The 21,832-nt window shown below is 56.6% G+C and carries 23 protein-coding genes; 13 read left to right on the forward strand and 10 right to left on the reverse strand.

Translation table 11 applies throughout. The annotated features are described in order from the left end of the window. Positions 1 to 17: 17 nt before the first annotated feature. Complete coding sequence (locus C3406_RS02705; protein ID WP_103823475.1) at positions 18 to 695, reverse strand: type 1 glutamine amidotransferase domain-containing protein; 678 nt, start codon at positions 693 to 695, stop codon at positions 18 to 20. Between the two features lie 149 nt (positions 696 to 844). On the opposite strand from C3406_RS02705, the gene C3406_RS02710 reads away from it, so the two are divergent. Next, complete coding sequence (locus C3406_RS02710) at positions 845 to 1,282, forward strand: GNAT family N-acetyltransferase (protein WP_103823474.1); 438 nt, start codon at positions 845 to 847, stop codon at positions 1,280 to 1,282. A gap of 55 nt (positions 1,283 to 1,337) precedes the next feature. Here C3406_RS02710 and C3406_RS26245 read toward each other — a convergent pair whose 3' ends face one another. Continuing rightward, on the reverse strand, positions 1,338 to 1,511 hold the full coding sequence (locus C3406_RS26245) for a hypothetical protein (protein WP_199182725.1): 174 nt from the start codon (positions 1,509 to 1,511) through the stop codon (positions 1,338 to 1,340). Positions 1,512 to 1,591: 80 nt separating this feature from the next. Next, positions 1,592 to 2,155: a hypothetical protein gene (locus C3406_RS02715; protein ID WP_103823473.1), complete on the reverse strand. Its 564-nt coding sequence runs from the start codon at positions 2,153 to 2,155 to the stop codon at positions 1,592 to 1,594. Positions 2,156 to 2,471: 316 nt separating this feature from the next. On the opposite strand from C3406_RS02715, the gene C3406_RS02720 reads away from it, so the two are divergent. From C3406_RS02720 to C3406_RS02750, 7 genes are all read left to right on the forward strand, one after another. Continuing rightward, positions 2,472 to 5,234, forward strand: a complete 2,763-nt coding sequence (locus tag C3406_RS02720) for a sigma-54-dependent transcriptional regulator (RefSeq protein WP_103823472.1) — start codon at positions 2,472 to 2,474, stop codon at positions 5,232 to 5,234. Between the two features lie 105 nt (positions 5,235 to 5,339). Next, entirely contained in the window at positions 5,340 to 5,762 is a 423-nt protein-coding gene (locus C3406_RS02725; RefSeq protein WP_103823471.1) for a PTS sugar transporter subunit IIA, read from the forward strand. 15 nt (positions 5,763 to 5,777) lie between these two features. After that, positions 5,778 to 6,248: a PTS sugar transporter subunit IIB gene (locus C3406_RS02730; protein WP_103823470.1), complete on the forward strand. Its 471-nt coding sequence runs from the start codon at positions 5,778 to 5,780 to the stop codon at positions 6,246 to 6,248. 16 nt (positions 6,249 to 6,264) lie between these two features. Next, positions 6,265 to 7,041: a PTS mannose/fructose/sorbose/N-acetylgalactosamine transporter subunit IIC gene (locus C3406_RS02735; protein ID WP_103823469.1), complete on the forward strand. Its 777-nt coding sequence runs from the start codon at positions 6,265 to 6,267 to the stop codon at positions 7,039 to 7,041. Then, positions 7,022 to 7,867 (forward strand): PTS system mannose/fructose/sorbose family transporter subunit IID, encoded by an 846-nt coding sequence (locus C3406_RS02740; protein WP_103823468.1) that lies wholly within the window; start codon positions 7,022 to 7,024, stop codon positions 7,865 to 7,867. Before C3406_RS02735 ends, C3406_RS02740 begins: the two co-directional genes overlap by 20 nt. A gap of 12 nt (positions 7,868 to 7,879) precedes the next feature. Continuing rightward, positions 7,880 to 8,941, forward strand: a complete 1,062-nt coding sequence (locus C3406_RS02745; protein WP_103823467.1) for an SIS domain-containing protein — start codon at positions 7,880 to 7,882, stop codon at positions 8,939 to 8,941. A gap of 13 nt (positions 8,942 to 8,954) precedes the next feature. Then, complete coding sequence (locus C3406_RS02750) at positions 8,955 to 9,965, forward strand: SIS domain-containing protein (protein ID WP_103823466.1); 1,011 nt, start codon at positions 8,955 to 8,957, stop codon at positions 9,963 to 9,965. 51 nt (positions 9,966 to 10,016) lie between these two features. Here C3406_RS02750 and rimO read toward each other — a convergent pair whose 3' ends face one another. Beyond that, positions 10,017 to 11,342, reverse strand: a complete 1,326-nt coding sequence (gene rimO, locus C3406_RS02755; protein WP_103823465.1) for a 30S ribosomal protein S12 methylthiotransferase RimO — start codon at positions 11,340 to 11,342, stop codon at positions 10,017 to 10,019. Between the two features lie 268 nt (positions 11,343 to 11,610). Between rimO and bssR the strand changes: the two genes are divergently transcribed. Further along, entirely contained in the window at positions 11,611 to 11,994 is a 384-nt protein-coding gene (gene bssR / locus C3406_RS02760; protein ID WP_103823464.1) for a biofilm formation regulator BssR, read from the forward strand. A 104-nt stretch (positions 11,995 to 12,098) separates the two neighbouring features. Further along, positions 12,099 to 13,217: a PQQ-dependent sugar dehydrogenase gene (locus C3406_RS02765; RefSeq protein WP_103823463.1), complete on the forward strand. Its 1,119-nt coding sequence runs from the start codon at positions 12,099 to 12,101 to the stop codon at positions 13,215 to 13,217. Between the two features lies 1 nt (position 13,218). Here the strand turns inward: C3406_RS02765 and C3406_RS02770 are convergent, their stop codons facing one another. Then, positions 13,219 to 13,845, reverse strand: a complete 627-nt coding sequence (locus tag C3406_RS02770) for a glutathione S-transferase family protein (protein ID WP_103823462.1) — start codon at positions 13,843 to 13,845, stop codon at positions 13,219 to 13,221. A 257-nt stretch (positions 13,846 to 14,102) separates the two neighbouring features. On the opposite strand from C3406_RS02770, the gene dacC reads away from it, so the two are divergent. Further along, complete coding sequence (dacC, locus tag C3406_RS02775) at positions 14,103 to 15,308, forward strand: serine-type D-Ala-D-Ala carboxypeptidase (protein WP_103823461.1); 1,206 nt, start codon at positions 14,103 to 14,105, stop codon at positions 15,306 to 15,308. A gap of 107 nt (positions 15,309 to 15,415) precedes the next feature. Here the strand turns inward: dacC and deoR are convergent, their stop codons facing one another. The 3 genes from deoR to C3406_RS02790 all read right to left on the reverse strand — a co-directional run bounded on the left by deoR (position 15,416) and on the right by C3406_RS02790 (position 17,586). Continuing rightward, entirely contained in the window at positions 15,416 to 16,174 is a 759-nt protein-coding gene (gene deoR, locus C3406_RS02780; RefSeq protein ID WP_103823460.1) for a DNA-binding transcriptional repressor DeoR, read from the reverse strand. A 67-nt stretch (positions 16,175 to 16,241) separates the two neighbouring features. Then, positions 16,242 to 16,850, reverse strand: coding sequence for an undecaprenyl-diphosphate phosphatase (gene ybjG, locus C3406_RS02785; protein WP_103823459.1), 609 nt, complete (start codon positions 16,848 to 16,850; stop codon positions 16,242 to 16,244). A 7-nt stretch (positions 16,851 to 16,857) separates the two neighbouring features. Continuing rightward, positions 16,858 to 17,586 carry a phosphatase PAP2 family protein gene (locus C3406_RS02790; RefSeq protein ID WP_103823458.1) on the reverse strand — a complete coding sequence of 243 codons (729 nt, stop codon included), beginning with the start codon at positions 17,584 to 17,586 and terminating at the stop codon, positions 16,858 to 16,860. 167 nt (positions 17,587 to 17,753) lie between these two features. Between C3406_RS02790 and C3406_RS02795 the strand changes: the two genes are divergently transcribed. Next, positions 17,754 to 18,989 (forward strand): MFS transporter, encoded by a 1,236-nt coding sequence (locus C3406_RS02795; RefSeq protein WP_103823457.1) that lies wholly within the window; start codon positions 17,754 to 17,756, stop codon positions 18,987 to 18,989. An 81-nt stretch (positions 18,990 to 19,070) separates the two neighbouring features. Here the strand turns inward: C3406_RS02795 and C3406_RS02800 are convergent, their stop codons facing one another. Beyond that, positions 19,071 to 19,883, reverse strand: a complete 813-nt coding sequence (locus C3406_RS02800) for a Cof-type HAD-IIB family hydrolase (protein ID WP_103823456.1) — start codon at positions 19,881 to 19,883, stop codon at positions 19,071 to 19,073. Continuing rightward, positions 19,883 to 21,091, reverse strand: a complete 1,209-nt coding sequence (locus C3406_RS02805; RefSeq protein ID WP_103823455.1) for an MFS transporter — start codon at positions 21,089 to 21,091, stop codon at positions 19,883 to 19,885. The genes C3406_RS02800 and C3406_RS02805 overlap by 1 nt, the downstream gene beginning before the upstream one ends. Positions 21,092 to 21,172: 81 nt before the next feature. On the opposite strand from C3406_RS02805, the gene C3406_RS02810 reads away from it, so the two are divergent. Next, on the forward strand, positions 21,173 to 21,721 hold the full coding sequence (locus C3406_RS02810) for a TetR/AcrR family transcriptional regulator (RefSeq protein WP_103823454.1): 549 nt from the start codon (positions 21,173 to 21,175) through the stop codon (positions 21,719 to 21,721). The last annotated feature ends 111 nt before the right edge of the window (positions 21,722 to 21,832 follow it).

The following is a 21,832-nucleotide window of genomic DNA, read 5'->3' on the forward strand; positions in this document are numbered from 1 at the left end:
AGCGGCCGGGTTAGGGGTTAGCGCAGCGCAGCAACCAGCGCTTTGGCCGCCTCTTCGGAGCTTGCCGGGTTCTGCCCGGTGATCAGCTTACCATCTTCGACAATATACGAGCCCCAGTTCGGGCCTTTCTGGTAGTGCGCACCCAGCGCGCTCAACTCATCTTCCACCAGGAAAGGCACCACGTCGGTCAGTTCCACGTCGGCCTCTTCACCGTTGGTAAAACCGGTCACCTTGCGGCCCTTGACCAGCGGCTCGCCAGAAGCGGTTTTCACATGGCGCAGCACGCCTGGGGCATGGCAGACGAAGCCGGTCGGTTTACCCGCGCGGGTAAAGGCTTCAATCAGCGCGATGGAGGTTTGGGATTCCGCCAGATCCCACAGCGGACCGTGGCCACCCGGATAGAAGACAGTATCGAAATCCTCCTGGCGCACGCTGTCGAGTTTGACCGTGTTAGCGAGTGCCTGCTGCGCGGCCGGATCGGCTTTAAAGCGATCGGTCATCTCGGTCTGGAAATCGGGCTGATCGCTTTTGGGATCTAAAGGAGGTTGGCCACCCTGGGGAGACGCCAGCACCACCTCGGCGCCCGCGTCTTTGAAGACATAATACGGGGCGGCAAACTCCTCCAGCCAGAAGCCGGTTTTCTTGCCGGTATTGCCCAGTTCACTGTGAGAGGTGAGAACCATTAATACTTTCATTGTTTTCTCCGGTGATGTGGATAGCTATAAAGGTAGCCTGGTTCAGCGAAGCCATCCCCCGAGGGAGGGCAGTTTCAGAATGATTACGGCAGCTTCCGGGCAATCCTTGTTATCATCGGGAAATATCAGACACATCAAGGATCACACCAATGATTAACGTGCGTGAAGCGAAAGCGGAAGATTACGCAGCATGGTTAACGCTGTGGCAAGGCTATCTCGATTTTTACGGCACCGGGCTGGATGAGGCGGTGACGCTGGCGACCTGGCGCCGGGTATTATCCCCGGATTCGGGACTGTTTTGCCGACTGGCAGAAACCGAACAGGGCGTGGTGGGTTTTGCCATCTGCGTGCTGCATGAAGGTACCTGGGTAACCCAGCCGCTGTGTTATCTGGAAGATCTGTTTGTGGATGACGCGGCGCGCGGCAAAGGGGCGGGCAGGGCGCTGATCGAAGCCATTATTGCTGAGGCCCGGAATAAGGGGTGGTCGAAGGTCTACTGGGTGACGCGGGAGGGCAATCCGGCCCGGGCGCTGTATGACAAGCTGGCCACGGTGGATGACTACGTTCGCTACCAGATTACGATTTAACTCTGTGCATAGTCAGCCCCTCTCTTTAGAGAGGGCTGGAAAGAGGGGAAATTCCTTAGCCTAATTTGACGTATTCAGCCTTCTTTGTTGGACCCACAAGATCCCTCTCTTTTTCACGCTGGCCTACTTGTGCAAGTTTGTTGCCGTCAATCGTTGCCCAGAAGTCTGCGGCGCGTTGGGCCGCAGCCATCGCTTTGGTGGTATCAATTTTTTTGTTTTGCTTGATCATAACCTCTCCCGGTTAGTTTTTGACCATTGTATCTGAGTTTACAGCGGTCGTCTTTGCCTGACAAACAGTCCATTTTTATGTCAGGTCATACTCATCACTTTACGTCGAATCATTGCCTGAATATCTACTACTGAAGAAGACATTTTATTGGGCGCGTAAAAAACTTGTGAGAACCCATATGCTCGATATCGTGGTTTTATCTCCTCCAATGGATTTTCTATGACCACATCCTCAGGGTCCATCATGCTGCAAAATACTGTCGAATAGACCAGTGCAATGATAAAGACGTTGCCTGTAAGTGCAGAGTATTCATCAGTTATCAGATTTTCCAGCATACAAATGGCGAACTCTTCGCGGCGAGCATCATATTTGCACATTATCGCTGCATGCAGCGCACTAGGATCGTTAGCCTTCGTACTTTTTAGGCTGATATCTAAAATGCCGTCATCGTTAGCGTTTCCATGATAATGCTCCATCCCCCATCGCCAGTTGAGAACAGCGTTATTGCTCTCTTTATGAAGATAATTTTTGTCTTTTTGACTTAACGCACCGACTACGATGCTGCCCCAACCGAAACCCTGTATGATTTTTTGGGTAGTGTTAAGGCACTGCTCGTGTATTTCCTGGAGCGATAAATTGCGCATTTCATCAGCCTTCCTTAGCTGTCATCTTTTCACGTTATCGTGAGGGAAACGGTCATAGCCCGATTCGGTTTGATGTTATTGGCGTACAGACACCCTACGCCGCAAACAGGCACGGTTAAAGCAGGGAAATAGCGCAGAATTCAATCCTGCGAGGCGCCTTCAGAAAAGATGTAAATCTACCCGGCCTGGGCATTGTTCCCCCGCTGGCATTCTGTGCACTCCCCCACAAAAGCGCACATAACCCGCCGTCGCGTTCCCTCCGTCCGCGCGTTTGCGGGCATCATACTCCCATGACACTCCAGTTGTGGGATAAGCCATGCGTAATGAAATCCTGAGCTTTTTGGCCAACCAGACCGATTTTTTTGACCCGCAAAACCTGAGCGAGGTCTTCACCGCCAGCTACCTTGCGGAGCGGTTTGATCTCAAACGCAACACCGCCAGCCACTACCTGAATCAGCTGGTGGCCCAGGGCGAGCTGGTTAAAACCAATACCCGGCCAGTCTACTTTTTGCACAAGAAAGCCTTCAGCCAGCAGTTCTTCCCCCCGTCAGGCAACGAATACGACAGCATCGCGCAGCTGCTGAATGACGGCGACAGCGGGCAGGAACCGCCGGATCACTTTTCGCTGCTGATCGGTCATGATGGCAGCCTGAAGAAGGCAATTGCCCAGCTGAAAACGGCGCTCTTTTACCCCGATGGCGGTTTGCCGCTGCTGATCACAGGGGAGAGCGGCACCGGCAAAAGCTATATGGCGAACCTGATGCATGCCTACGCCATTTCACAGGGGCTACTGGCGGATGATGCCCCCTTTGTCAGCTTCAACTGCGCTCAGTACGCCAGCAACCCGGAGCTGCTGGCGGCAAACCTTTTTGGCTATGTGAAAGGGGCCTTTACTGGCGCGCAGACCGACAGGCAGGGGGCCTTTGAGGCCGCCGACGGCGGGATGCTGTTTCTCGACGAAGTGCATCGCCTGAATGCCGAAGGCCAGGAGAAACTCTTTACCTGGCTCGACCGCAAGGAGATCTACCGGGTGGGGGAAACAGCCCAGGGTCGTCCCATCACCACCCGGCTGGTCTTTGCCACCACCGAGGATCTGCATAGCACCTTCTTAACCACCTTCCTGCGGCGTATTCCCATTCTGGTCACGCTGCCCGACCTTAACGCGCGTTCCCGCCAGGAAAAAGAGGCGTTGATCCTTCAGTTCTTCTGGCGGGAAGCGAAGAAGCTGGATGTCCCCCTGACCCTTACGCCCCGACTGCGCCAGGTGCTTCTCCACGTCCTTTATCGCGGTAACGTGGGCGAGCTGAAAAACGTGGTTAAGTATGCGGTCGCCGCGGCGTGGGCCAGGCAGCGGGGGCAGGAGGCTATTAGCGTTACCCTTCAGGATCTGCCGGAGAAGGTGCTGGCTGCTATCCCGACGCTGAGCGACGCGCCCGTAGTGGAAGAGCCGCTGACCATCGAACCTGAGACCAACCTGCTGTGGCTGCTCCGCGCCCACGACCGGACCCAGGGATTGATCCATGACACCCAGTGTCAGGTGCTGGCCCTGTACGAAGAGGTAATCGCCGGTCGGTCAGACTGGGAGGATGTGCACCGGCGGATGGGGGAGGAGATCGAAACCCTGTTCGACAGGCTGGTGTTTCATCATCGCGAGACTACCGCCTCGCCACTGTTGCAGCTCACCACCCAGCAGGTGCGGGAGGCGTTTTACCGCCTGGAGCAGCAGTTCAATGTGCAGTTTAACGGCAATGGGATCTACGCCCTGAGCCACTATCTGGTGCATCGCGCCCATGGGGGCCTCTCGGCCCTGAGCCAGGAGCGTGTCCGTCTGCTGGATGATTTCCTGGCGCAAAAGTACCCCCAGCTGTACCGTTTTTGCCAGGCGATGATCGCCGCCCTGACGCAAAAACTCGATATCGACGCCCAGCGCATCGACGCCCTGCTACTTGTGCTGTGGTTGCATAAAGCCGGGGCGGTGAGTCAATCCCAGGTGACGCGGGCGGTGATCCTGGCCCACGGCTACGCTACCGCCAGCAGTATTACTAACGTGGCGAACCGCTTACTGAAACAGACCGTTTTTGAATCCTTCGACATGCCTCTCGACGTCACGCCGGAGGCGATTGCTCAGCAGGTCATGCACTACATCGAAAGTAACGCCGTGACGTCCGGGCTGATGATCCTGGTGGATATGGGGTCGCTTAATGCTATCCATAGCCACTTTCAGCGTCGCCTCTCGACCCCGGTGGCGATTGTGAATAACGTCTCCACCAGCATGGCGCTCTATGTCGGAGAGCGGATCCTGCAAGGGCACCACATCGAGGCGATCGCTCAGGAGGTTGGCGCGGATTTACCGGTAGAGCACCAGATCTTCTGGCCGCAGGCCAGTAAACCCCGGGTCATACTTACCACCTGCATCACCGGGATCGGCGCGGCGGCCAATCTCTGTCATCTGCTGAAGGCCAGCATCCCGGAGGCGCTGGGGATAGAGGTGATCGCCTGTGACTACGAGATGCTCAGCGACCCTCAGGAGCGGGCGGTGGCCTTCAACCGCTACGACATACTGGCGATTGTCGGCACCTTCGATCCACAGGTGCCCGACGTCCCCTGGATCTCGCTGGATTCGCTGATTGCCGGGGAGGGAACGCGACCGCTGATGAGCATCTTCGGTGACATTGCCACCCAGGAGCAGGTGGATGAGATCAACAATCTACTGTTGAAGAACTTCTCCCTGCGGCGGGTGATTGAGTCGGTCACCATTCTGGATACCACCAAAGTGATTAACCAGGTGGAGCAGTTTGTCTTTCGCTACGAGCATCTGGCTGGCTACCAGGTACCAAACGAACGCAAGGTGGCGCTCTATGTGCACATCAGCTGTCTGATTGAGCGGCTCATCCGTAACGCGTCACCTTCCACCTATGCCGGACAACAGTGTCCTGAAAGCGAGCTGGCGCTGCTGCGCCAGGCCTTTAGTGTCATTGAGAGCAGTTATAGTGTCAAAATACCCGTCGTCGAGCTCTGCTATATCCACAATATTCTGACCCTGGAAACTGAATTTATTCAGGCAGATCAAGAGTTTTAAACCCTCCCATCCTTCTCTCCTCCCACGCGCCACTTTTTCTGGCACGTGGGTTGCAATCTCTGTTTAGCACATCGCTGCACAGTGGAATGAGCTTTCGAGGACAGGATGAAACGACATTACATTTTTGCCAGTCACGGCACCTTTGCCCGCGGGTTACTCGATTCGGTTGAGCTGATCCTCGGCAAGCAGCAGGACATCCATACGCTCTGCGCCTACGTCGACGAGCACCGCGATTTAACCGAGCAGGTAGAAACCTTACTCGCCAGCCTGCCCGAAGAGGATGAGGTGATTGCGATCACCGATATTTTTGCCGGTAGCGTCAACAACGAATTTATCCGCTTTTTGCACCGACCAAATTTTCATTTGATCGCAGGCCTCAATCTCCCGTTGGTGATCGGCTTACTGATTTCAGCGGATGAGCAGGATAGCGAGAAATTAATTCACGAAGCGTTATTCAGTTCCAGAGAGAGTATTCAGTATTGCAACCAGTCTATTGCCAGTGCGCTGCAGGCGGATAAAGACTTCTGATCAGGAGGAATAATAATGATTACGTTACTGCGTGTTGACCACCGCTTATTACATGGACAGGTAGCCTTTTCGTGGACCCAGTATGTCGGGGCGGATTGCATTTTAATTGCCAACGACAGCGTGCCGAATGATGAATTACGCAAAACCACCATCAAGCTGGCTAAGCCACCCGCGGTGAAGCTGGTGATTAAAAATATCAACGACTCGATTGAAGCCATTAAAAGCGGCGTCACCGATAAATATCATCTTTTTATCGTCGTGGAGTCTGTGGATGATGCCTGGCGTTTAGCTTCGGCGGTAGACGGTATTAAAAGCATTAATCTTGGCGGCGTTAAAGCGAAAGAGGGGGCGCGCAATATCTCTAAGGCCATTAATTTGCTGCCGGACGAAATAGAAAAACTTACTCAACTGGTCGGCAACGGTGTTGAAGTCGAAATACGCCAGGTGCCGAATGATCGCAAACAGTTATTAGCGGAATCGCTGTAATTCCTGAGGACTCACTATGGTAGAGGCACTTTTACTCGGACTGGTGGCGTTTATCGCCCAGTCTGAATATGCCCTCGGCACCTCGCTGCTCTCCCGGCCCATTGTCACCGGCCTGTTAACCGGGCTGGTATTGGGCGATGTGCAGACGGGGTTGGTGATGGGCGCGACGCTCGAGCTGGCATTTATCGGGTCGTTTTCGGTGGGGGCGTCAATTCCGCCGGACGTGGTCACCGGCGGAGTGCTCGGCGTGGCGTTTGCCATCACCTCCGGGGCAGGAACGGAAACGGCGCTGCTGCTCGGCCTGCCGATTGCCACCCTGACGCTGGTGCTGAAAAACGTCTATCTCGGCATGTTTATCCCCATGCTCAGCCAGAAGGCCGACAGCTATGCCGAACAGGCGGATACCGGCGGCATTGAGCGGATGCATCTTATCGCCGGGTTTGGTCTGTCGTTGATGCTGGCGGCGGTGGTGACGGTGTCATTCCTGGTCGGCAGCAGCGCGGTGAAATCCTTGCTGGATGCCATCCCGGAATTTATTAAGCACGGGTTAAGCGTGGCGACGGGGATCATTCCGGCGCTGGGCTTTGCCATGCTCGCCCGGCTGCTGATCAACAAAAAAGTGGCTCCGTTCTTCTTCCTCGGCTTTGCCCTAATGGCGTACCTGAAAATACCCGTCACCGGTATCGCCATTCTCGGTGCCATTGTAGCGGTGGTGATGGTCAATATGACCGCCCCTAACGCTCCCCGTACAACGACTGATCAAGGAGTCGCTGATGACGACGAAGATTTCTGAAGAGACCCTGCCCGAGACGCAGGATGAGAACGCGATCAACGCCTGCGATCTGCGCCGGGTGTTCTGGCGGTCGTTCCAGATGGAGTTTTCCTGGAACTATGAGCGGCAGATGAACCTTGCCTTCGTCTATGCCCTGATCCCGGTGCTGAAAAAGCTCTATCCACAAAAGGCCGCGCTGGCGGCGGCGTTAAAACGCCACCTGGTGTTCTTCAACACCACGCCGCATATCGTCACGCTGCTGCTGGGTATCACCACCGCGATGGAGGAGAAAAACAGCCAGCAAAACGAGATGGACGGTACGGCGATCGACAACGTGAAGGCGTCGCTGATGGGGCCGCTGGCCGGGCTGGGGGACTCCTTCTTCTGGGGAACGCTGCGCCTGATCGCCACCGGGATCGGCACCAGCCTGGCGCTGCAGGGCAATATCCTGGGGCCAATCCTGTTCCTGCTGGTGTTTAACGTGCCGCACATTCTGGTGCGCTGGCTCTTTACCCGCTGGGGATACGTGCTGGGCACCGGGGTGCTCCATCGGGTGCAGAAGAGCGGGATGATGGAGAGCCTTACCTACGGGGCGTCGATTATCGGGCTGATGGTAGTGGGGGCGATGGCCGCCTCGATGATCAACATCACTATCCCTATCTCCTTTGGCGCGGGAGAGGCGAAAACCGAGGTCCAGGGGATCATCGACAACATCATGCCTTGTCTGCTGCCCCTTATCAGCTTCGGCATTGTCTACTGGCTGCTGGGGCGCAAGGTAAAACCGCTCACCATCATCGGCGGCATGGCGCTGGTGGGCATTCTGGGTTCGTGGATCGGTCTGTTTTAAGCGGAGAAAACGATGCAACCAACAATGATGACCTATATCGAGGAGCAGCCTGCGGCGCTGGAGAATATTCTCCGGCACTATCCGGCTCATCTCGACTCGCTGGAGGCCTTTGCCCGTCAGCACCCGGTACGCCGTCTGCTGGTGCTGGCGACCGGATCTTCACTGAATGCGGCGATGTGCGCGCGCTACTTCTTTGAACACCGCTTCGGCCTGCTGGTGGAAATCAAGGAGCCGTACAACTTTGTGCATTATGAAGCCATCGACCCGCACACCGACATGGCGCTGGTGGTCTCCCAGAGCGGAAAAAGCGCCTCGACGCTGGCGGCAATGGAGAAAGTGCAGGCCGCCGGGCTGCCGGTGTTCGCTCTGACGTCGGACCCGGATAGCCCGATAGGTCGCCGCTGCGATCGTGTGCTGGATATCCATACCGGGATCGAGAAGGTGGGGTTTGTGACCCGCGGCTTTAGCGCAACGGTGCTCAATTTGTTGCTGGTAGCGCTCACTCTTGCCCGGGCGCAACAGCAGATTGATGAGCGGGAAGCACAGGACTACCTGAAGGCGCTGCACCAGCTTGCGGCGGCCATCCCCGACACCATCGCCCGCACGGAGGCGTTTTTCGCGCACCATCAGCACATCCTTCAGGAGGGCACACGCTTTGTTGCCATCGGTGAAGGGGCCCTGACCGGGGTGGCGAAGGAGTTTGAGACCAAGTTCACCGAAACGGTGCGGGTGCCGTCCGGTGGATTTGAGCTGGAGGCCTACATGCATGGCCCCTATCTGGAGGCCAACGCAGAGCATGTGATGTTCTTTATTGAGGATGCGCCAAACCCGCGCCTGCGGGCGCTCAGGGACTATATGGCTCCGGCGGTTAAACAGACCTTTCTGGTGACGCTGACGGGCGAGGAACAGGAAAATACCCTGGCGCTGAACTGCTCCGTAGATCATCTGCTCTCGCCGCTGCTGTTGATTGTCCCCATGCAAATTCTGGCCTGGCGTACCGCCTGCGCCAAAGGCATCGATCTCTCGGTGCGTATCTTCGATGACTTCGATCGGGTTTTAAAAAGCAAAATATAGCAGGAGAACAACTATGTTAGGTTTTAATCAGGACGAGTACCTGACCAGTGCTCGTGAGATTGTTGCTGCGCGTAAACAGGCGGAACAAGTTGCTGATGAGATTATTCAGCAGGGCTTCAGCACGTTATTTTTCGCCTCGGTAGGGGGATCGCTGGCGCCGATGATGGCCATTAACGCCTTCGCCCGGGAATTAACCGAAATGCCGGTTTACCTTGAACAGGCGGCGGAATTAATTCATGCCGGACATAAACGCTTAAATAAAGATTCCGTGGTGATTACGCTCTCGAAATCGGGGGATACCAAAGAGTCGGCGGCGATTGCCGAATGGTGCAAGGCGCAGGGGATCCGCGTGGTGGCGATCACCAAAAACAGCGACTCACCGCTGGCGAATGCTGCCACCTGGCATATTCCGATGCGGCACAAGAACGGCGTGGAATATGAGTATATGCTGCTCTACTGGGTATTCTTCCGTTTACTGCATCGTAACGGGGAATTTGCGGATTACGACCGCTTTGCCAGCCAGCTGGAGCTGTTACCTGAGAATCTCCTTAACGCCAAAAAGCAATTTGATCCGCAGGCGGATGCCATCGCGCAAAAATACCATACCGCCGATTATATGATGTGGATTGGCGGCGCGGAGATGTGGGGCGAAGTCTATCTCTTCTCGATGTGTATTCTGGAGGAGATGCAGTGGAAGCGCACCAAATCGGTCTCCTCGGCGGAGTTCTTCCACGGCACGCTGGAGCTGCTGGAGAAAGAGGTGCCGCTGTTCCTGGTCAAAGGCGAGGGTAAATGCCGGGCGCTGGACGACCGTGTCGAACGTTTCGCGGCGAAAATTACCGATAATCTGGTGGTGTTTGATCCGCGTGATTACACTCTGGCGGGCATTGACGATGCGTTCCGCTGGCTGCTGGCGCCGTGCGTTATCTCAACCCTGCTGGTGGACCGTCTTGCCGCCCACTTCGAGCATTACACCGGCCACAGTCTGGATATCCGCCGTTACTATCGGCAGTTCGAGTATTAATCGCAATGAAAAAGGGGACGTGACGTCCCCTTAATCTATGTAGCGGTGTGATTAAACCCGACTGCCCCACAGGTCATATTCGTCGGCGTTTTCAACTTTCACACGCACGATATCGCCCGGTTTGACCTTCGTTTCACCGTTCAGGTAGACCGCACCGTCGATTTCCGGGGCGTCGGCCATGCTGCGGCCAATCGCGCCTTCTTCATCCACTTCGTCGATGATGACCATGATTTCGCGGCCCACTTTCTCCTGCAGACGTTCAGCAGAGATCTGCTGTTGCAGCTGCATGAAGCGGTTCCAGCGCTCTTCTTTGATCTCTTCCGGCACCTGATCCGCCAGTTCGTTGGCGGTCGCCCCTTCAACCGGGCTGTACTTGAAGCAGCCCACGCGATCCAGACGCGCTTCCTTCAGGAAGTCGAGCAGCATCTGGAAATCTTCTTCGGTTTCACCCGGGAAGCCGACAATAAAGGTGGAGCGCAGGGTCAGATCCGGGCAGATTTCACGCCACTGCTTGATGCGCGCCAGCTGGCGGTCAACAGAGCCAGGACGCTTCATCAGCTTCAGAATGCGTGGGCTGGCGTGCTGCAGCGGGATATCCAGATACGGCAGGATTTTGCCTTCCGCCATCAGCGGGATCACGTCGTCCACGTGCGGGTAAGGGTAGACGTAGTGCAGACGCGTCCAGATGCCGAGCTTAGCGAGCTGTTCGCACAGGCCGACCATGCTGGTTTTCACCGGCTCGCCGTTGTGGAAACCGGCGCGGTGCTTCACGTCCACGCCGTAGGCGGAGGTGTCCTGGGAGATCACCAGCAGCTCTTTCACGCCCGCATCGGCCAGGCGCTTGGCTTCGGCCAGCACTTCGCCAATCGGACGGCTCACCAGATCGCCACGCATGGACGGGATAATGCAGAAGGTGCAGCGATGGTTGCAGCCTTCGGAAATTTTTAAGTACGCGTAGTGACGTGGGGTGAGCTTCACGCCCTGTTCCGGCACCAGGCTCAGGAACGGGTTATGCTTTGGTTTTGGCACATAGTGATGCACATGTTCCAGCACCTGCTCGTAGCTGTGCGGACCGGTGATTTCCAGCACCTTAGGGTGGACTTCGCGGATCTGATCGACTTTGGCACCCAGGCAACCGGTGACAATCACCTTGCCGTTTTCGGTGAGTGCTTCACCGATGGCTTCCAGAGACTCCTGTACGGCGCTATCGATAAAGCCGCAGGTGTTAACGATCACCATATCGGCGTTGTCGTAGCTTGGTACCACGTCATAGCCTTCGGTGCGAAGCTCGGTCAGGATACGTTCGGAATCCACCAGGTTTTTCGGGCAGCCCAGAGAGACGAAGCCGATTTTCGGCTGGTGTGTCACATTGCTCATAGATTAAAAAGTAGTCAGTTATGGAGTTATCAGGGCAGGGATTGTACAGATTTCCGCAGAGAATTTATAGCGGTCTGTGCAATGGGGAGGCAAGCATCCTGAACGGGGCGTGAGCGCGCGCCGGTACCTCTCTGGAGCGGCTCGCTCAGGTCGATTTAACATTGTAAATGTCAGTAATCCGTCACGGATTATTGACCTGACGCATTAAATTGAACAAAAAATAGACATAATCTAAGAATGTTCTAAGGCTGACAAGGGGGGAAAAAGCATGTCCGTTGACAGACTGAAACGCGATCTTCTTAACAAGATGATCAACGCCCGAATCGATCTCGCGGCCTATCTGCAGTTGAGGAAAGCGAAGGGGTATATGTCAGTCAGCGAAAGCGACCATCTGCGTGACAACTTCTTTGAACTTTGTACTTACATGCGTGAAAAAGCGCCTGAACTGAGGGCGCACTGCAATGCTGAGGAGCAGGCGATGCTCTATCGTGCCGCCGGTTCGCTCACCACCGCAGGCGTCTGTATGATGACCGGCAACCATGATTGCCCGACGTTCATCGCCGTCAACGCAGAGAAGCTGGAAAACTGTCTGAACGATCTCACTCTCTGCATCCAGTATCTGAAATCGCATACACCGCTGATTCAGAGCTGACCCTGGGGGAGGCAACTCCCCCATCTGCTTAAGCTTTTGTAAAATTAATAATGCCCCTGCGCTGAGTGGCTACCTTTAAGGCATACGTCGAAAAGGAGTACGTCATGCGTCGATCCTCGCTTATTTTCCTGCCATTGTTGCTAATCTCCGCCTCGCTGTTTGCCGCACCAGCCGAAGTGAAGGTTTCGGTGCTGCAAAATAAACTCGATCACCCCTGGGCGCTGGCGTTTTTGCCACAGGATCAGGGGATGCTCATCACGTTGAAAGGCGGGCAGCTTAAACGCTGGCAGGCGGGCAAAGGTCTCTCCGATCCCATCGTCGGCGTGCCGAAGGTCTGGGCTAACGGCCAGGGTGGGTTGCTTGACGTGGCGCTGGCCCCTGACTTTGCCACGTCGCGCCGGGTCTGGCTGAGCTATGCCGAAGCGGGGGATGACGGTAAAGCGGGCACGGCGGTAGGGTATGGCCGTCTCAGCGACGACAATACCCGGCTGGAGGGGTTTAAGGTGATCTTCCGCCAGCAGCCAAAACTCTCCACCGGCAATCACTTTGGTGGCCGGCTGGTGTTCGACGGGAAAGGCTATCTCTATATCGCCCTGGGCGAGAATAACCAGCGTCCCACCGCCCAGGATCTGGATAAGCTGCAGGGCAAAGTGGTGCGTCTTACCGACCAGGGGGCCGTACCGGACGATAACCCGTTCGTAAACCGCCAGGGCGCCCGACCCGAGATCTGGTCTTACGGCATCCGTAACCCGCAGGGGTTAGCCATGAACCCGTGGAGCGACACGCTGTGGCTTAATGAGCACGGTCCGCGCGGCGGCGATGAGATCAATATTCCGGAAAAGGGCAAAAACTACGGCTGGCCGCTGGCGACGCACGGCATCAATTACAGCGGATTGCCGATACCGGAAGCGAAGGGTGAACAAGTGGAAGGCACCGAGCCGCCGCTGTTTGTCTGGAAACAGTCCCCGGCCATCAGCGGCATGGCCTTCTATAACAGCGATCGCTTCCCGCAGTGGAAGAATAAACTCTTTATCGGCGCGCTGAAAGACAAAGATGTGATTGTGCTGAACGTCAATGGCAATCGCGTTACGGAAGAGGGGCGTATTCTGGGGGATCGCAATCAGCGGGTTCGCGATGTGCGGGTGGGGCCGGATGGCTATTTATACGTACTTACCGATGAGTCGGACGGGCAGCTGTTAAAGGTCAGCCCGTCCGGGACATAGCTTAGCTGACCGGGATCATCACCACGTTGCGGTACGCCGGGCGCTCGCTCAGGTTCGTCAGCCAGCGCGCCAGATTGGGGCGGGGCGCCCACTCAAGATCGACGTTGGTGAGGTTCCAGACAAACGGTGCGACGGCGATATCACCCACGCCAAACTCATCGCCCGACAGCCACGGTTGTGTCGCGAGAGCCTCATCCAGCATGGCGAACAGGGATTCGCAGCTCTCTTTTGCTGCGTTAATCGCCGCATAGTTACGTTCGGCTTCCGGGGTTCTCACCAGCCCCATCAGGATCACACGGTGGGCAGGGGAGAGCGTCTGGTTGGCCCAGTCCATCCACTTCTCGCCGACGGCACGCTTCGCAGGCGCATCGATCCACAGCCTGTTCTGCCCGTATTGCGCCGCAAGGTAGCGCACAATAGCGTTGGACTCCCACAGCGTCAGGTCGGTTTCGTCATCGCGCAGCAGCGGCACCAGGCCATTGGGGTTCATCGCCAGGTACTCCGCCTCTTTATTCACCCCGTACTGCATCCCCGCCATGATCTGGGTAAAGGGTAAATCCAGCTCTTCCAGCGTCCAGAGCACCTTTTTGACGTTCGTTGAATTGTTCCGGCCCCACAAAGTAATCATAATAACCCCTTATAATTAAAGCCGATCTCAGGATGAAATCCGTGTTTATGATCACCCATGGTGAGATAAACCTAACAAATACGCAACAGAGGCGAAAAAAATCGATGGGGTCAAAGCGTATCGGATTGTAATTGCGTAAACTTTAAAAAAGTTTACCAGGTTTTAGTTTTTTTAAAGCCATTAGTACGTTATTAATCAACGTTTCTTGCGACACGGCGGTATGACGTGATTTTTGGAATGGACATTCGGGTGGCAACATGATGCGAAAAACTTCTTATTTACGTGGTCTGGTAGCAGGTAGTGCGCTGCTGGTCCTTTTTGCACCTTCGCTGTACGCAGCGGAACAGGCGGCCCCAGAGGCACCGCCGGTTGATGCGCGCGCCTGGATACTGATGGACTACGCCAGCGGTAAAGTGCTGGCTGAGGGCAACGCAGACGAGAAACTTGATCCTGCAAGCCTGACCAAAATCATGACCAGCTACGTGGTAGGGCAGGCGCTGAAAGCGGGCAAAATCAAGCTCACCGACATGGTGACCATCGGTAAAGACGCCTGGGCGACCGGTAATCCGGCGCTGCGCGGCTCCTCGGTCATGTTCCTGAAGCCTGGCGATCAGGTGGCGGTTTCTGACCTGAACAAAGGGGTAATCATTCAGTCAGGGAATGATGCCTGTATCGCGCTGGCCGATTATGTGGCCGGCAGCAAGGATTCTTTTATTGGTTTGATGAATGGCTATGCCCAGCGACTGGGCCTCACCAACACCACCTTTAAAACCGTTCATGGTCTGGATGCGCCGGGCCAGTTCAGTACCGCCCGCGATATGGCCCTGCTCGGTAAGGCGCTGATTCATGACGTGCCGGAAGAGTATGCGATCCACAAAGAGAAAGAGTTTACCTTCAACAAAATCCGCCAGCCGAACCGTAACCGCCTGCTCTGGAGCAGCAACCTTAACGTTGACGGGATGAAAACCGGAACCACGGCGGGGGCTGGCTACAACCTCGTGGCGTCGGCGACCCAGGGCGATATGCGTCTGATCTCAGTAGTGCTGGGCACCAAAACCGACCGCATCCGCTTTAATGAGTCGGAAAAACTGCTGACCTGGGGCTTCCGCTTCTTCGAAACTGTTACCCCTATCAAGCCGGATGCGACGTTTGTCAGCCAGCGCGTCTGGTTTGGTGACAAGAGCGAGGTTAAGCTCGGCGCCGGGGAGAGCGGTTCCGTGACCATTCCGCGCGGCCAGCTGAAAAACCTGAAAGCCAGCTACACCCTCACTGACAAACAGCTTACCGCGCCGCTGAAAAAAGGCCAGGTGGTCGGCACCATCGATTTCCAGCTGAACGGCAAATCTATCGAGCAGCGTCCGCTGATTGTGATGGAAGCGGTAGAAGAGGGCGGCTTCTTTGGCCGGATGTGGGATTTCGTCATGATGAAATTCCACGAATGGTTTGGGGGGTGGTTTAAGTAAATTAAACAGCGCCGGGTAGCGGCTTTGCCTTACCCGGCCTACGAACGGCCCAAACGCCTGAATCGTAGGCCCGTGCAAGCGCAGCGCCGCCGGGCATTAAACCCCACTCAGTACATCAGCTTTATCTGCTGCGCCTTAGCATAAGCAACCAATTCCTCATCCGGACGGCAGTCGCTCACGATGGCATCAAAACAGGTCAGCTCGCCCATTCGGGCCGGGCGCACTTTGCCTATCTTGCTGTGATCCACCACCAGCACATGGTACTGAGCCATGCTCATCGCCCACTGTTTTACCGGCAGTTCATCCAGATTAAAGCAGGTCGCGCCCTGACGGACATGCACACCCGCCGCGGAGTAAAAGGCAATATCCGGGCAGAGGTTATTGAGCGTGTCCTGCAGATTGAGCGGTTTGAAAATGGCATTGCTGGCGTGGAACTCGCCGCCGCAGAGGATCACCCGGCAACCCGGTTTTTCCTGCAGGGCGAGGAACGTATTCAGGGAATAGCAGACGCCGGTAAAGGGCAGGTCGTTATCAATGGCTTCGATGATCCAGGGGGTGGTGGTACCGCAATCGAAAAAGAGCGTTTGATGGGGCTGCACCAGCGAGGCGGCCAGACGTGCCGCTTTGCGCTTCTCTTCCACCAGACGGGTCTTTTGATCGCTCAGCAGATAGTGGCTGGCGCTGCGGGGTTCGAGGACGATATAGCCGCCAAGCAGCACCACGGGGCCGCTTTCGCTGTTGAGATCCCGTCGAATGGTCATCTCAGAGACACCCAGCAGCGCGGCGGCTTCTTTCAGATGCAATTTGTCGCTGCGCTTAAGCGCATTAATCAGTTGAGCCAGCCGTTCGTCACGTCGTGTTTCCATAGGTCCTCGGAGCCAAAAATGAACCCCCGTTACGCCGGGGGCTCAAGTTTAACCCGCTAAACCCGACTTAGTCACGTATCCAGCCTTTGCGGATAGGCAGGGCAAAGCAGAAGCGGTGAAGCTGCGAAAGACGTTGATAGATAACGTCACCAAACAGATTCCAGAGGATCTGCGCGCTCAGGCAGCCCAACAAGCCGACCATCAGCCCGCCCAGCATATCCATCGGCCAGTGCACGCCAAGATAGACGCGGGACCAGGCGATAGCGCAGGCCAGCATCATTAAGACGATGCCTGACCAGACGCGGTGCCAGAACAGGAACGCCAGCGCAAAAGTGAAAATGACGGTGCCGTGATCGCTCGGGAAGGAGTCATCGGCGGCGTGAGGCAGGAAGTTATAGCCGACACGATCGACAAACGGGCGGTCATGAGGGAAGAGATGCCCCAGCAGCCACGACGCCGCCAGGCTAATCACCAGCGCCATAGCAATTTTAATCACCAGCTGACGCTGGGCACCCACCTGTTTACGCGGTCCCCATAGCCAGAGGATCGCAATCAGCGCCGGCACGATGCTGATCAGGTCTTTCGCCACAAAGGTGGCGAGATTGATGCTCCACTCCGCTGAAGCAGGGGTAGCATTGATCAGATGAAACAATCCGTAGTTCAGATCTTCTAACATATCCTCGTTACTCTTTTGCAAACCAGGCGGACACCAGGCCATAGGCCACCACCTGAGAAAACCACACCCACCAGCCTGCCCACAGGTTATGGGAGAAGAAATGTGCACCGCGCATCACCTGGCCATAGCCCATCCCCAGCCCGAGCGCGATACCCGCGGCGACCATTCCCCAGGCCAGGCGCGGACGTTCACGCCAGAAGGCGAAGAACAGCCCCATCACCATAAAGCCGCTTGAGGCGTGCCCGCCCGGAAAACAGCGCCCGGGGCCACTGCCGGCAGGGGCGGGATCAAACAGGGGATACGACAGCACTTTGCCGCCATACTCCACCAGGTCCCAGGGGCAGCTGTGATGGCTGGTAGCTTTCAGTATGCCCACCACCGCCGTGCCAAGCCCCATCAGCAAAGCCCCGGTCACCAACTGAGCGTTGCGTCGCCAGATACCGTACAGCAACGTCCCGGCAGCCAGGGCGATGGTCAGATATTTCGCCAGTCGATGATTGAGCAGATCGAGCAGCACGTTCTGCTGCAGCGGAAAGTGTTGACTCGCCGCGTCAAACCAGTAGCCGGTCAGCACCCTGTCGAGGGTTTCATCCCGCGAAAGCCAGGTAAAAACCGCGGCCAGCACCAGCAGCACAATGAACTGGTTAACATAAAAACGTACCGGCAAAGGGTAAAGCGGTTTTGTCTTAGAACTCTTTAACTTAGACAATTCTGAAGCGGAGGAAATCTGTGTCATAATTGAGGTCAATGACTGGAAAAGCCTAAGCATACGGATGCCAACTTAAGGAAACCTTAAACGACGGCGATTTGTGCGTTATTTCTGTACTGCTGCGTGAATCTGCTATCGCTGGCGCGACCATTTCATTACACTCTGCGCGATTTTTTATCGGATATTGAGACTCCATGTTAAACCGTTCTTCTTCTGGCACTCGCCTGGGGCGTCAGGCGTTGTTGTTCCCCCTGTGCCTGGTGCTTTACGAATTCTCCACCTATATCGGTAACGATATGATCCAGCCCGGCATGCTGGCCGTGGTGGAGCAGTACAACGCCGGGATTGAGTGGGTACCCACCTCCATGACCGCCTATCTGGCAGGAGGGATGTTTTTGCAGTGGCTGCTCGGCCCGCTGTCGGACCGTATTGGCCGTCGTCCGGTGATGCTCACCGGGGTGGCGTGGTTTATCGTCACCTGCCTGGCGACCCTGCTGGCGCAAACCATCGAGCAGTTTATGGTGCTGCGTTTTTTACAGGGGATCAGCCTGTGCTTTATCGGCGCGGTTGGGTACGCCGCCATCCAGGAGTCGTTTGAGGAGGCGGTGTGCATCAAAATCACCGCCCTGATGGCTAACGTGGCGCTCATTGCCCCGCTGCTGGGCCCGCTGGTGGGGGCGGCGTGGGTGCATGTCGCGCCGTGGGAGGGGATGTTTGTGCTGTTTGCGGCGCTGGCCGCCATCTCGTTTTACGGTCTGCACCGGGCGATGCCCGAAACGGCTACCCGCATCGGCGAAAAGCTCTCACTGCAGGAGCTGGGGCGCGACTATAAAGAGGTGCTGAAAAACGGTCGCTTTGTGGCCGGGGCGCTGGCGATTGGCTTTGTCTGCCTGCCGCTGCTGGCGTGGATCGCCCAGTCGCCGGTGATCATCATCAGCGGCGAAAACCTCAGCAGCTACGAATATGGCCTGCTGCAGGTGCCGATTTTTGGCGCGCTGATTGTGGGTAACATCGTGCTGGCCCGTTTGACCTCGCGCCGTACCGTACGCTCGCTGATTATTATGGGCGGCTGGCCGATCGTGATTGGGCTGGTGGTGGCCGCGGTGGCGACGGTCGTCTCATCGCACGCCTACCTGTGGATGACCGCCGGGCTCAGCATCTACGCATTTGGCATTGGGCTGGCAAACGCCGGGCTGGTGCGCCTGACGCTGTTTGCCAGCGAGGTGAGCAAAGGAACGGTGTCGGCGGCGATGGGCATGTTACAGATGCTGATCTTTACCGTGGGCATTGAGGTGAGCAAACACGCCTTCAGCAGCGGCGGTAACGGGCTGTTCAGCCTGTTTAACCTGGTAAACGGCCTGCTGTGGCTGGCACTGATGTTTGTGTTCCTGAAAGACAAGCGGGTGGGCAGTTCGTTACAGCCGGAGTAAACAATCAGGCCGGATGGCGCTGTGCTTACCCGGCCTACAAAGTCGCAGGCCCGTGCAAGCAACGCGCCGCCGGGCATGACCTTAGTTGAACGGCGCCTCGCGGTTCAGGACGCGGTCGATAATCTCCAGCACCCCTTCTTCGTTATTGTGCGGCGCTTCATAGCGGGCGACCGCTTTGATGTGATCCCGGGCATTGGCCATGGCAAAACTAAACCCGGCCTGGCTCAGCATCTCCATGTCATTACCGCTGTCGCCAAAGGCGACCACTTCGCTGTCATCAATGCCCCACAGCTCCTGAAGCAGACGCAGGCCGTTGGCCTTGTGGATCCCCGGCAGGATCAGGTCGATATTGCCGTAGCCGGTGGTTACCGGCACCATAATATCGCTCAGTTTGTCGTGGATCATCTCCTGGATACGCGGGATCTCCTCATCCGGCAGATTCAGCCCGAATTTAAAGAAGATATCGTTAAAGTTATCGAAGTTATCCACCTTTTCCAGGCGGTGATAATACTTCGCGGCAACGTCGTGAAACGCTTCGCCATAGTGCTTGAGGGTATAGGCGCTGCCTTTGCCGCAGGCGATCACTTCCACTTCCGGGATGGAACAGAGAAACTCCGCGACGGTGGCGAACTGCGCCTGGGTCAGCTCGCCGTTATAAACATCTTCTCCGGCATTTACCACCCAGCCGCCGTTTTCAGCGACGAAGGCGATCTCATCGGCTATCTCCGGGAAAAAGGAGATCAACTGGTAGTACTGGTTGCCGCTGGCGACCACAAACCGTATGCCCCGTTCCTTCATTTGCGCATACTGGCGCAGAAAGCGCGCGCGATTGTACTCCTTCGCATCGTTCAGGAAGGTGCCATCCATATCAACCGCAATCATCTTAACGCTCATTATCCATTCTCCATGACAGATTCATTCTGCGACGTCGGTTTAGCGACCGCCCGGGCGACCAGGGCGGCAATGATCACTAATCCTAATACCACCAGCATGGCGCTGCGTAAGCCGTAGTGCTCACCGAGGAAGCCCAGCAGCGGCGGACCCACCAGGAAGGCGAGATAGCCGGTGGTGGCGACCACGCTGACGCGCCCTGGCGCATCCGGGCCGGTGTCGCTGGCTGCCGAGATGGTGAGCGGGAAGCCGAGCGAGGCACCCAGCCCCCACAGCACCACCGACACGCCGGCCACCCAGTCGACATCAACAAAAATAATCAGGGCAATGCCCAGCCCGCCCAGCAGGGCGCTGGCGCGTACCACCGTCACGCGGCTGTAGCGGTCAATAAACCAGCCGCCGGTAAAGCGCCCGACGGTCATACCCAGCGTAAACCCGGCGTAAATCAGCGAGCCGGAGGTGGGGCTGAAGCCGTGACCATCCACCATCAGCAGCGGCAGCCAGTCATTCGCTGACCCTTCAGCAAAGGCCATCGCCAGCACCACCACGCCAATCAGCATCAGCTGCATATCGCGATAAAACGGCAGGCCTTTCTCACCCGTTTTGCTCTCACCGGCCTGGTTCTTGCCGTTGCCGTCCGGGATGGCGGTGATCCCCAGCAGAACCGGGGCGATACAGACCAGCGCGGCCAGCAAAGTATGGGTCGTGGCGGCGATACCGGAGGCGGTGAGTGCCATGCCGATACCGGCGCCTGCCAGGGTACCGAGGCTGTAAAAGCCGTGCATCATCGGCAGCACGGTTTTGTTCATCTCCTGCTCGATAGTGGCGCCTTCGACGTTGATCGCCACTTCTGCCGCGCCAAAACTGCCGCCAAAGACGGTCAACCCGAGGGCAAACGCCAGCGGGGAGGCAGACCACAGCGCAGCGCTGAGCATCATCATACCCAGAATCGCGCAGCACATGGTGGTGCGGATCACGGTCCGCGTGCCGAAGCGCTTAACCAGCCAGGCGGAGCAGAGAATGCCGCTCATCGAGCCTATCGACAGGCCAAATAGCACGATGCCCATTTCCGCCGTCGAGACCGACAAAATGTCGCGGATAGCGGGGGTACGTGTGGCCCAGGAGGCCATCAACAGGCCGGGGATAAAGAAGAACATAAACAGCGCCCACAGGCGGCGTTGCAGCTTTTTGCGCGATGAGATGTCGGTCATGATTTCTGTACCAGAGGGACAACACAGGAGACAACACTAGCAAGTTTGTGTACATTTGTACATAAATTCGCTGAGGTAAAAATGAACAGACGACCCAACGATCCGCAACGGCGGGAACGGATATTGCAGGCCACCCTGGACACCATTGCCGAACACGGCCTGAACGCCGTCACCCACCGCAAAATCGCCAGCTGCGCCGGGGTGCCGCTGGGGTCGATGACCTACTATTTTTCCGGGATGGATGCGCTGCTTGAGGAGGCGTTCACCTGGTTTACGCAGCAGATGTCGGTGCAGTACCGCGAGTTTTTTGCCGGAGTGACGGGGCCGGAGATGGCCTGCGAGTCGATTACCACCCTGATTCACAGCTCCCAGGTCACCACGCCGCACAATATGGCGCTGATGTACCAGCTTTATGCCTTTATGAACCGCAGCCCGCCGTTAAAAAGCGTGATGCAGGACTGGATGAAAACCAGCCAGACGACGCTGGAGCAGTGGTTTGATCCAGTCACTGCCCGCGCGCTGGATGCGTTTATTGAAGGGATGACGCTGCATTTTGTTACCGACCGGCAGCCGCTTTCACGAGAAGAGTTAAGGGCGATGGTAGGGCGGATTGCGGGGGAGGGGAGATAAGCTCCAGGCCAGCGGCAGCCTCTGCCGCAAACGATGATAGTGATTTTACTTTTACGCACAAATTGAAAGCGTCACGTCAGGCTAAACGGGCATAACAAATTTTACCCGGGT

Origin of the sequence: Leclercia sp. LSNIH8 (assembly GCF_002920195.1) — a bacterium.
In the GTDB taxonomy this organism is placed as follows: Bacteria; Pseudomonadota; Gammaproteobacteria; order Enterobacterales; family Enterobacteriaceae; genus Enterobacter.

Coding starts and splice junctions, on each gene's coding strand:
- C3406_RS02725 (WP_103823471.1), top strand. CDS start 5,340: ATGAAACGACATTACATTTTTGCCAGTCACGGCACCTTTGCCCGCGGG.
- C3406_RS02800 (WP_103823456.1), bottom strand. CDS start 19,883: ATGAGCGTTAAGATGATTGCGGTTGATATGGATGGCACCTTCCTGAAC.
- C3406_RS02765 (WP_103823463.1), top strand. CDS start 12,099: ATGCGTCGATCCTCGCTTATTTTCCTGCCATTGTTGCTAATCTCCGCC.
- ybjG (WP_103823459.1), bottom strand. CDS start 16,850: ATGTTAGAAGATCTGAACTACGGATTGTTTCATCTGATCAATGCTACC.
- C3406_RS02735 (WP_103823469.1), top strand. CDS start 6,265: ATGGTAGAGGCACTTTTACTCGGACTGGTGGCGTTTATCGCCCAGTCT.
- rimO (WP_103823465.1), bottom strand. CDS start 11,342: ATGAGCAATGTGACACACCAGCCGAAAATCGGCTTCGTCTCTCTGGGC.
- C3406_RS02790 (WP_103823458.1), bottom strand. CDS start 17,586: ATGACACAGATTTCCTCCGCTTCAGAATTGTCTAAGTTAAAGAGTTCT.
- C3406_RS02740 (WP_103823468.1), top strand. CDS start 7,022: ATGACGACGAAGATTTCTGAAGAGACCCTGCCCGAGACGCAGGATGAG.
- C3406_RS02705 (WP_103823475.1), bottom strand. CDS start 695: ATGAAAGTATTAATGGTTCTCACCTCTCACAGTGAACTGGGCAATACC.
- C3406_RS02810 (WP_103823454.1), top strand. CDS start 21,173: ATGAACAGACGACCCAACGATCCGCAACGGCGGGAACGGATATTGCAG.
- C3406_RS02770 (WP_103823462.1), bottom strand. CDS start 13,845: ATGATTACTTTGTGGGGCCGGAACAATTCAACGAACGTCAAAAAGGTG.
- C3406_RS02745 (WP_103823467.1), top strand. CDS start 7,880: ATGCAACCAACAATGATGACCTATATCGAGGAGCAGCCTGCGGCGCTG.
- dacC (WP_103823461.1), top strand. CDS start 14,103: ATGATGCGAAAAACTTCTTATTTACGTGGTCTGGTAGCAGGTAGTGCG.
- C3406_RS02805 (WP_103823455.1), bottom strand. CDS start 21,091: ATGACCGACATCTCATCGCGCAAAAAGCTGCAACGCCGCCTGTGGGCG.
- C3406_RS02750 (WP_103823466.1), top strand. CDS start 8,955: ATGTTAGGTTTTAATCAGGACGAGTACCTGACCAGTGCTCGTGAGATT.
- C3406_RS02710 (WP_103823474.1), top strand. CDS start 845: ATGATTAACGTGCGTGAAGCGAAAGCGGAAGATTACGCAGCATGGTTA.
- bssR (WP_103823464.1), top strand. CDS start 11,611: ATGTCCGTTGACAGACTGAAACGCGATCTTCTTAACAAGATGATCAAC.
- C3406_RS02715 (WP_103823473.1), bottom strand. CDS start 2,155: ATGCGCAATTTATCGCTCCAGGAAATACACGAGCAGTGCCTTAACACT.
- C3406_RS02720 (WP_103823472.1), top strand. CDS start 2,472: ATGCGTAATGAAATCCTGAGCTTTTTGGCCAACCAGACCGATTTTTTT.
- C3406_RS26245 (WP_199182725.1), bottom strand. CDS start 1,511: ATGATCAAGCAAAACAAAAAAATTGATACCACCAAAGCGATGGCTGCG.
- C3406_RS02730 (WP_103823470.1), top strand. CDS start 5,778: ATGATTACGTTACTGCGTGTTGACCACCGCTTATTACATGGACAGGTA.
- deoR (WP_103823460.1), bottom strand. CDS start 16,174: ATGGAAACACGACGTGACGAACGGCTGGCTCAACTGATTAATGCGCTT.
- C3406_RS02795 (WP_103823457.1), top strand. CDS start 17,754: ATGTTAAACCGTTCTTCTTCTGGCACTCGCCTGGGGCGTCAGGCGTTG.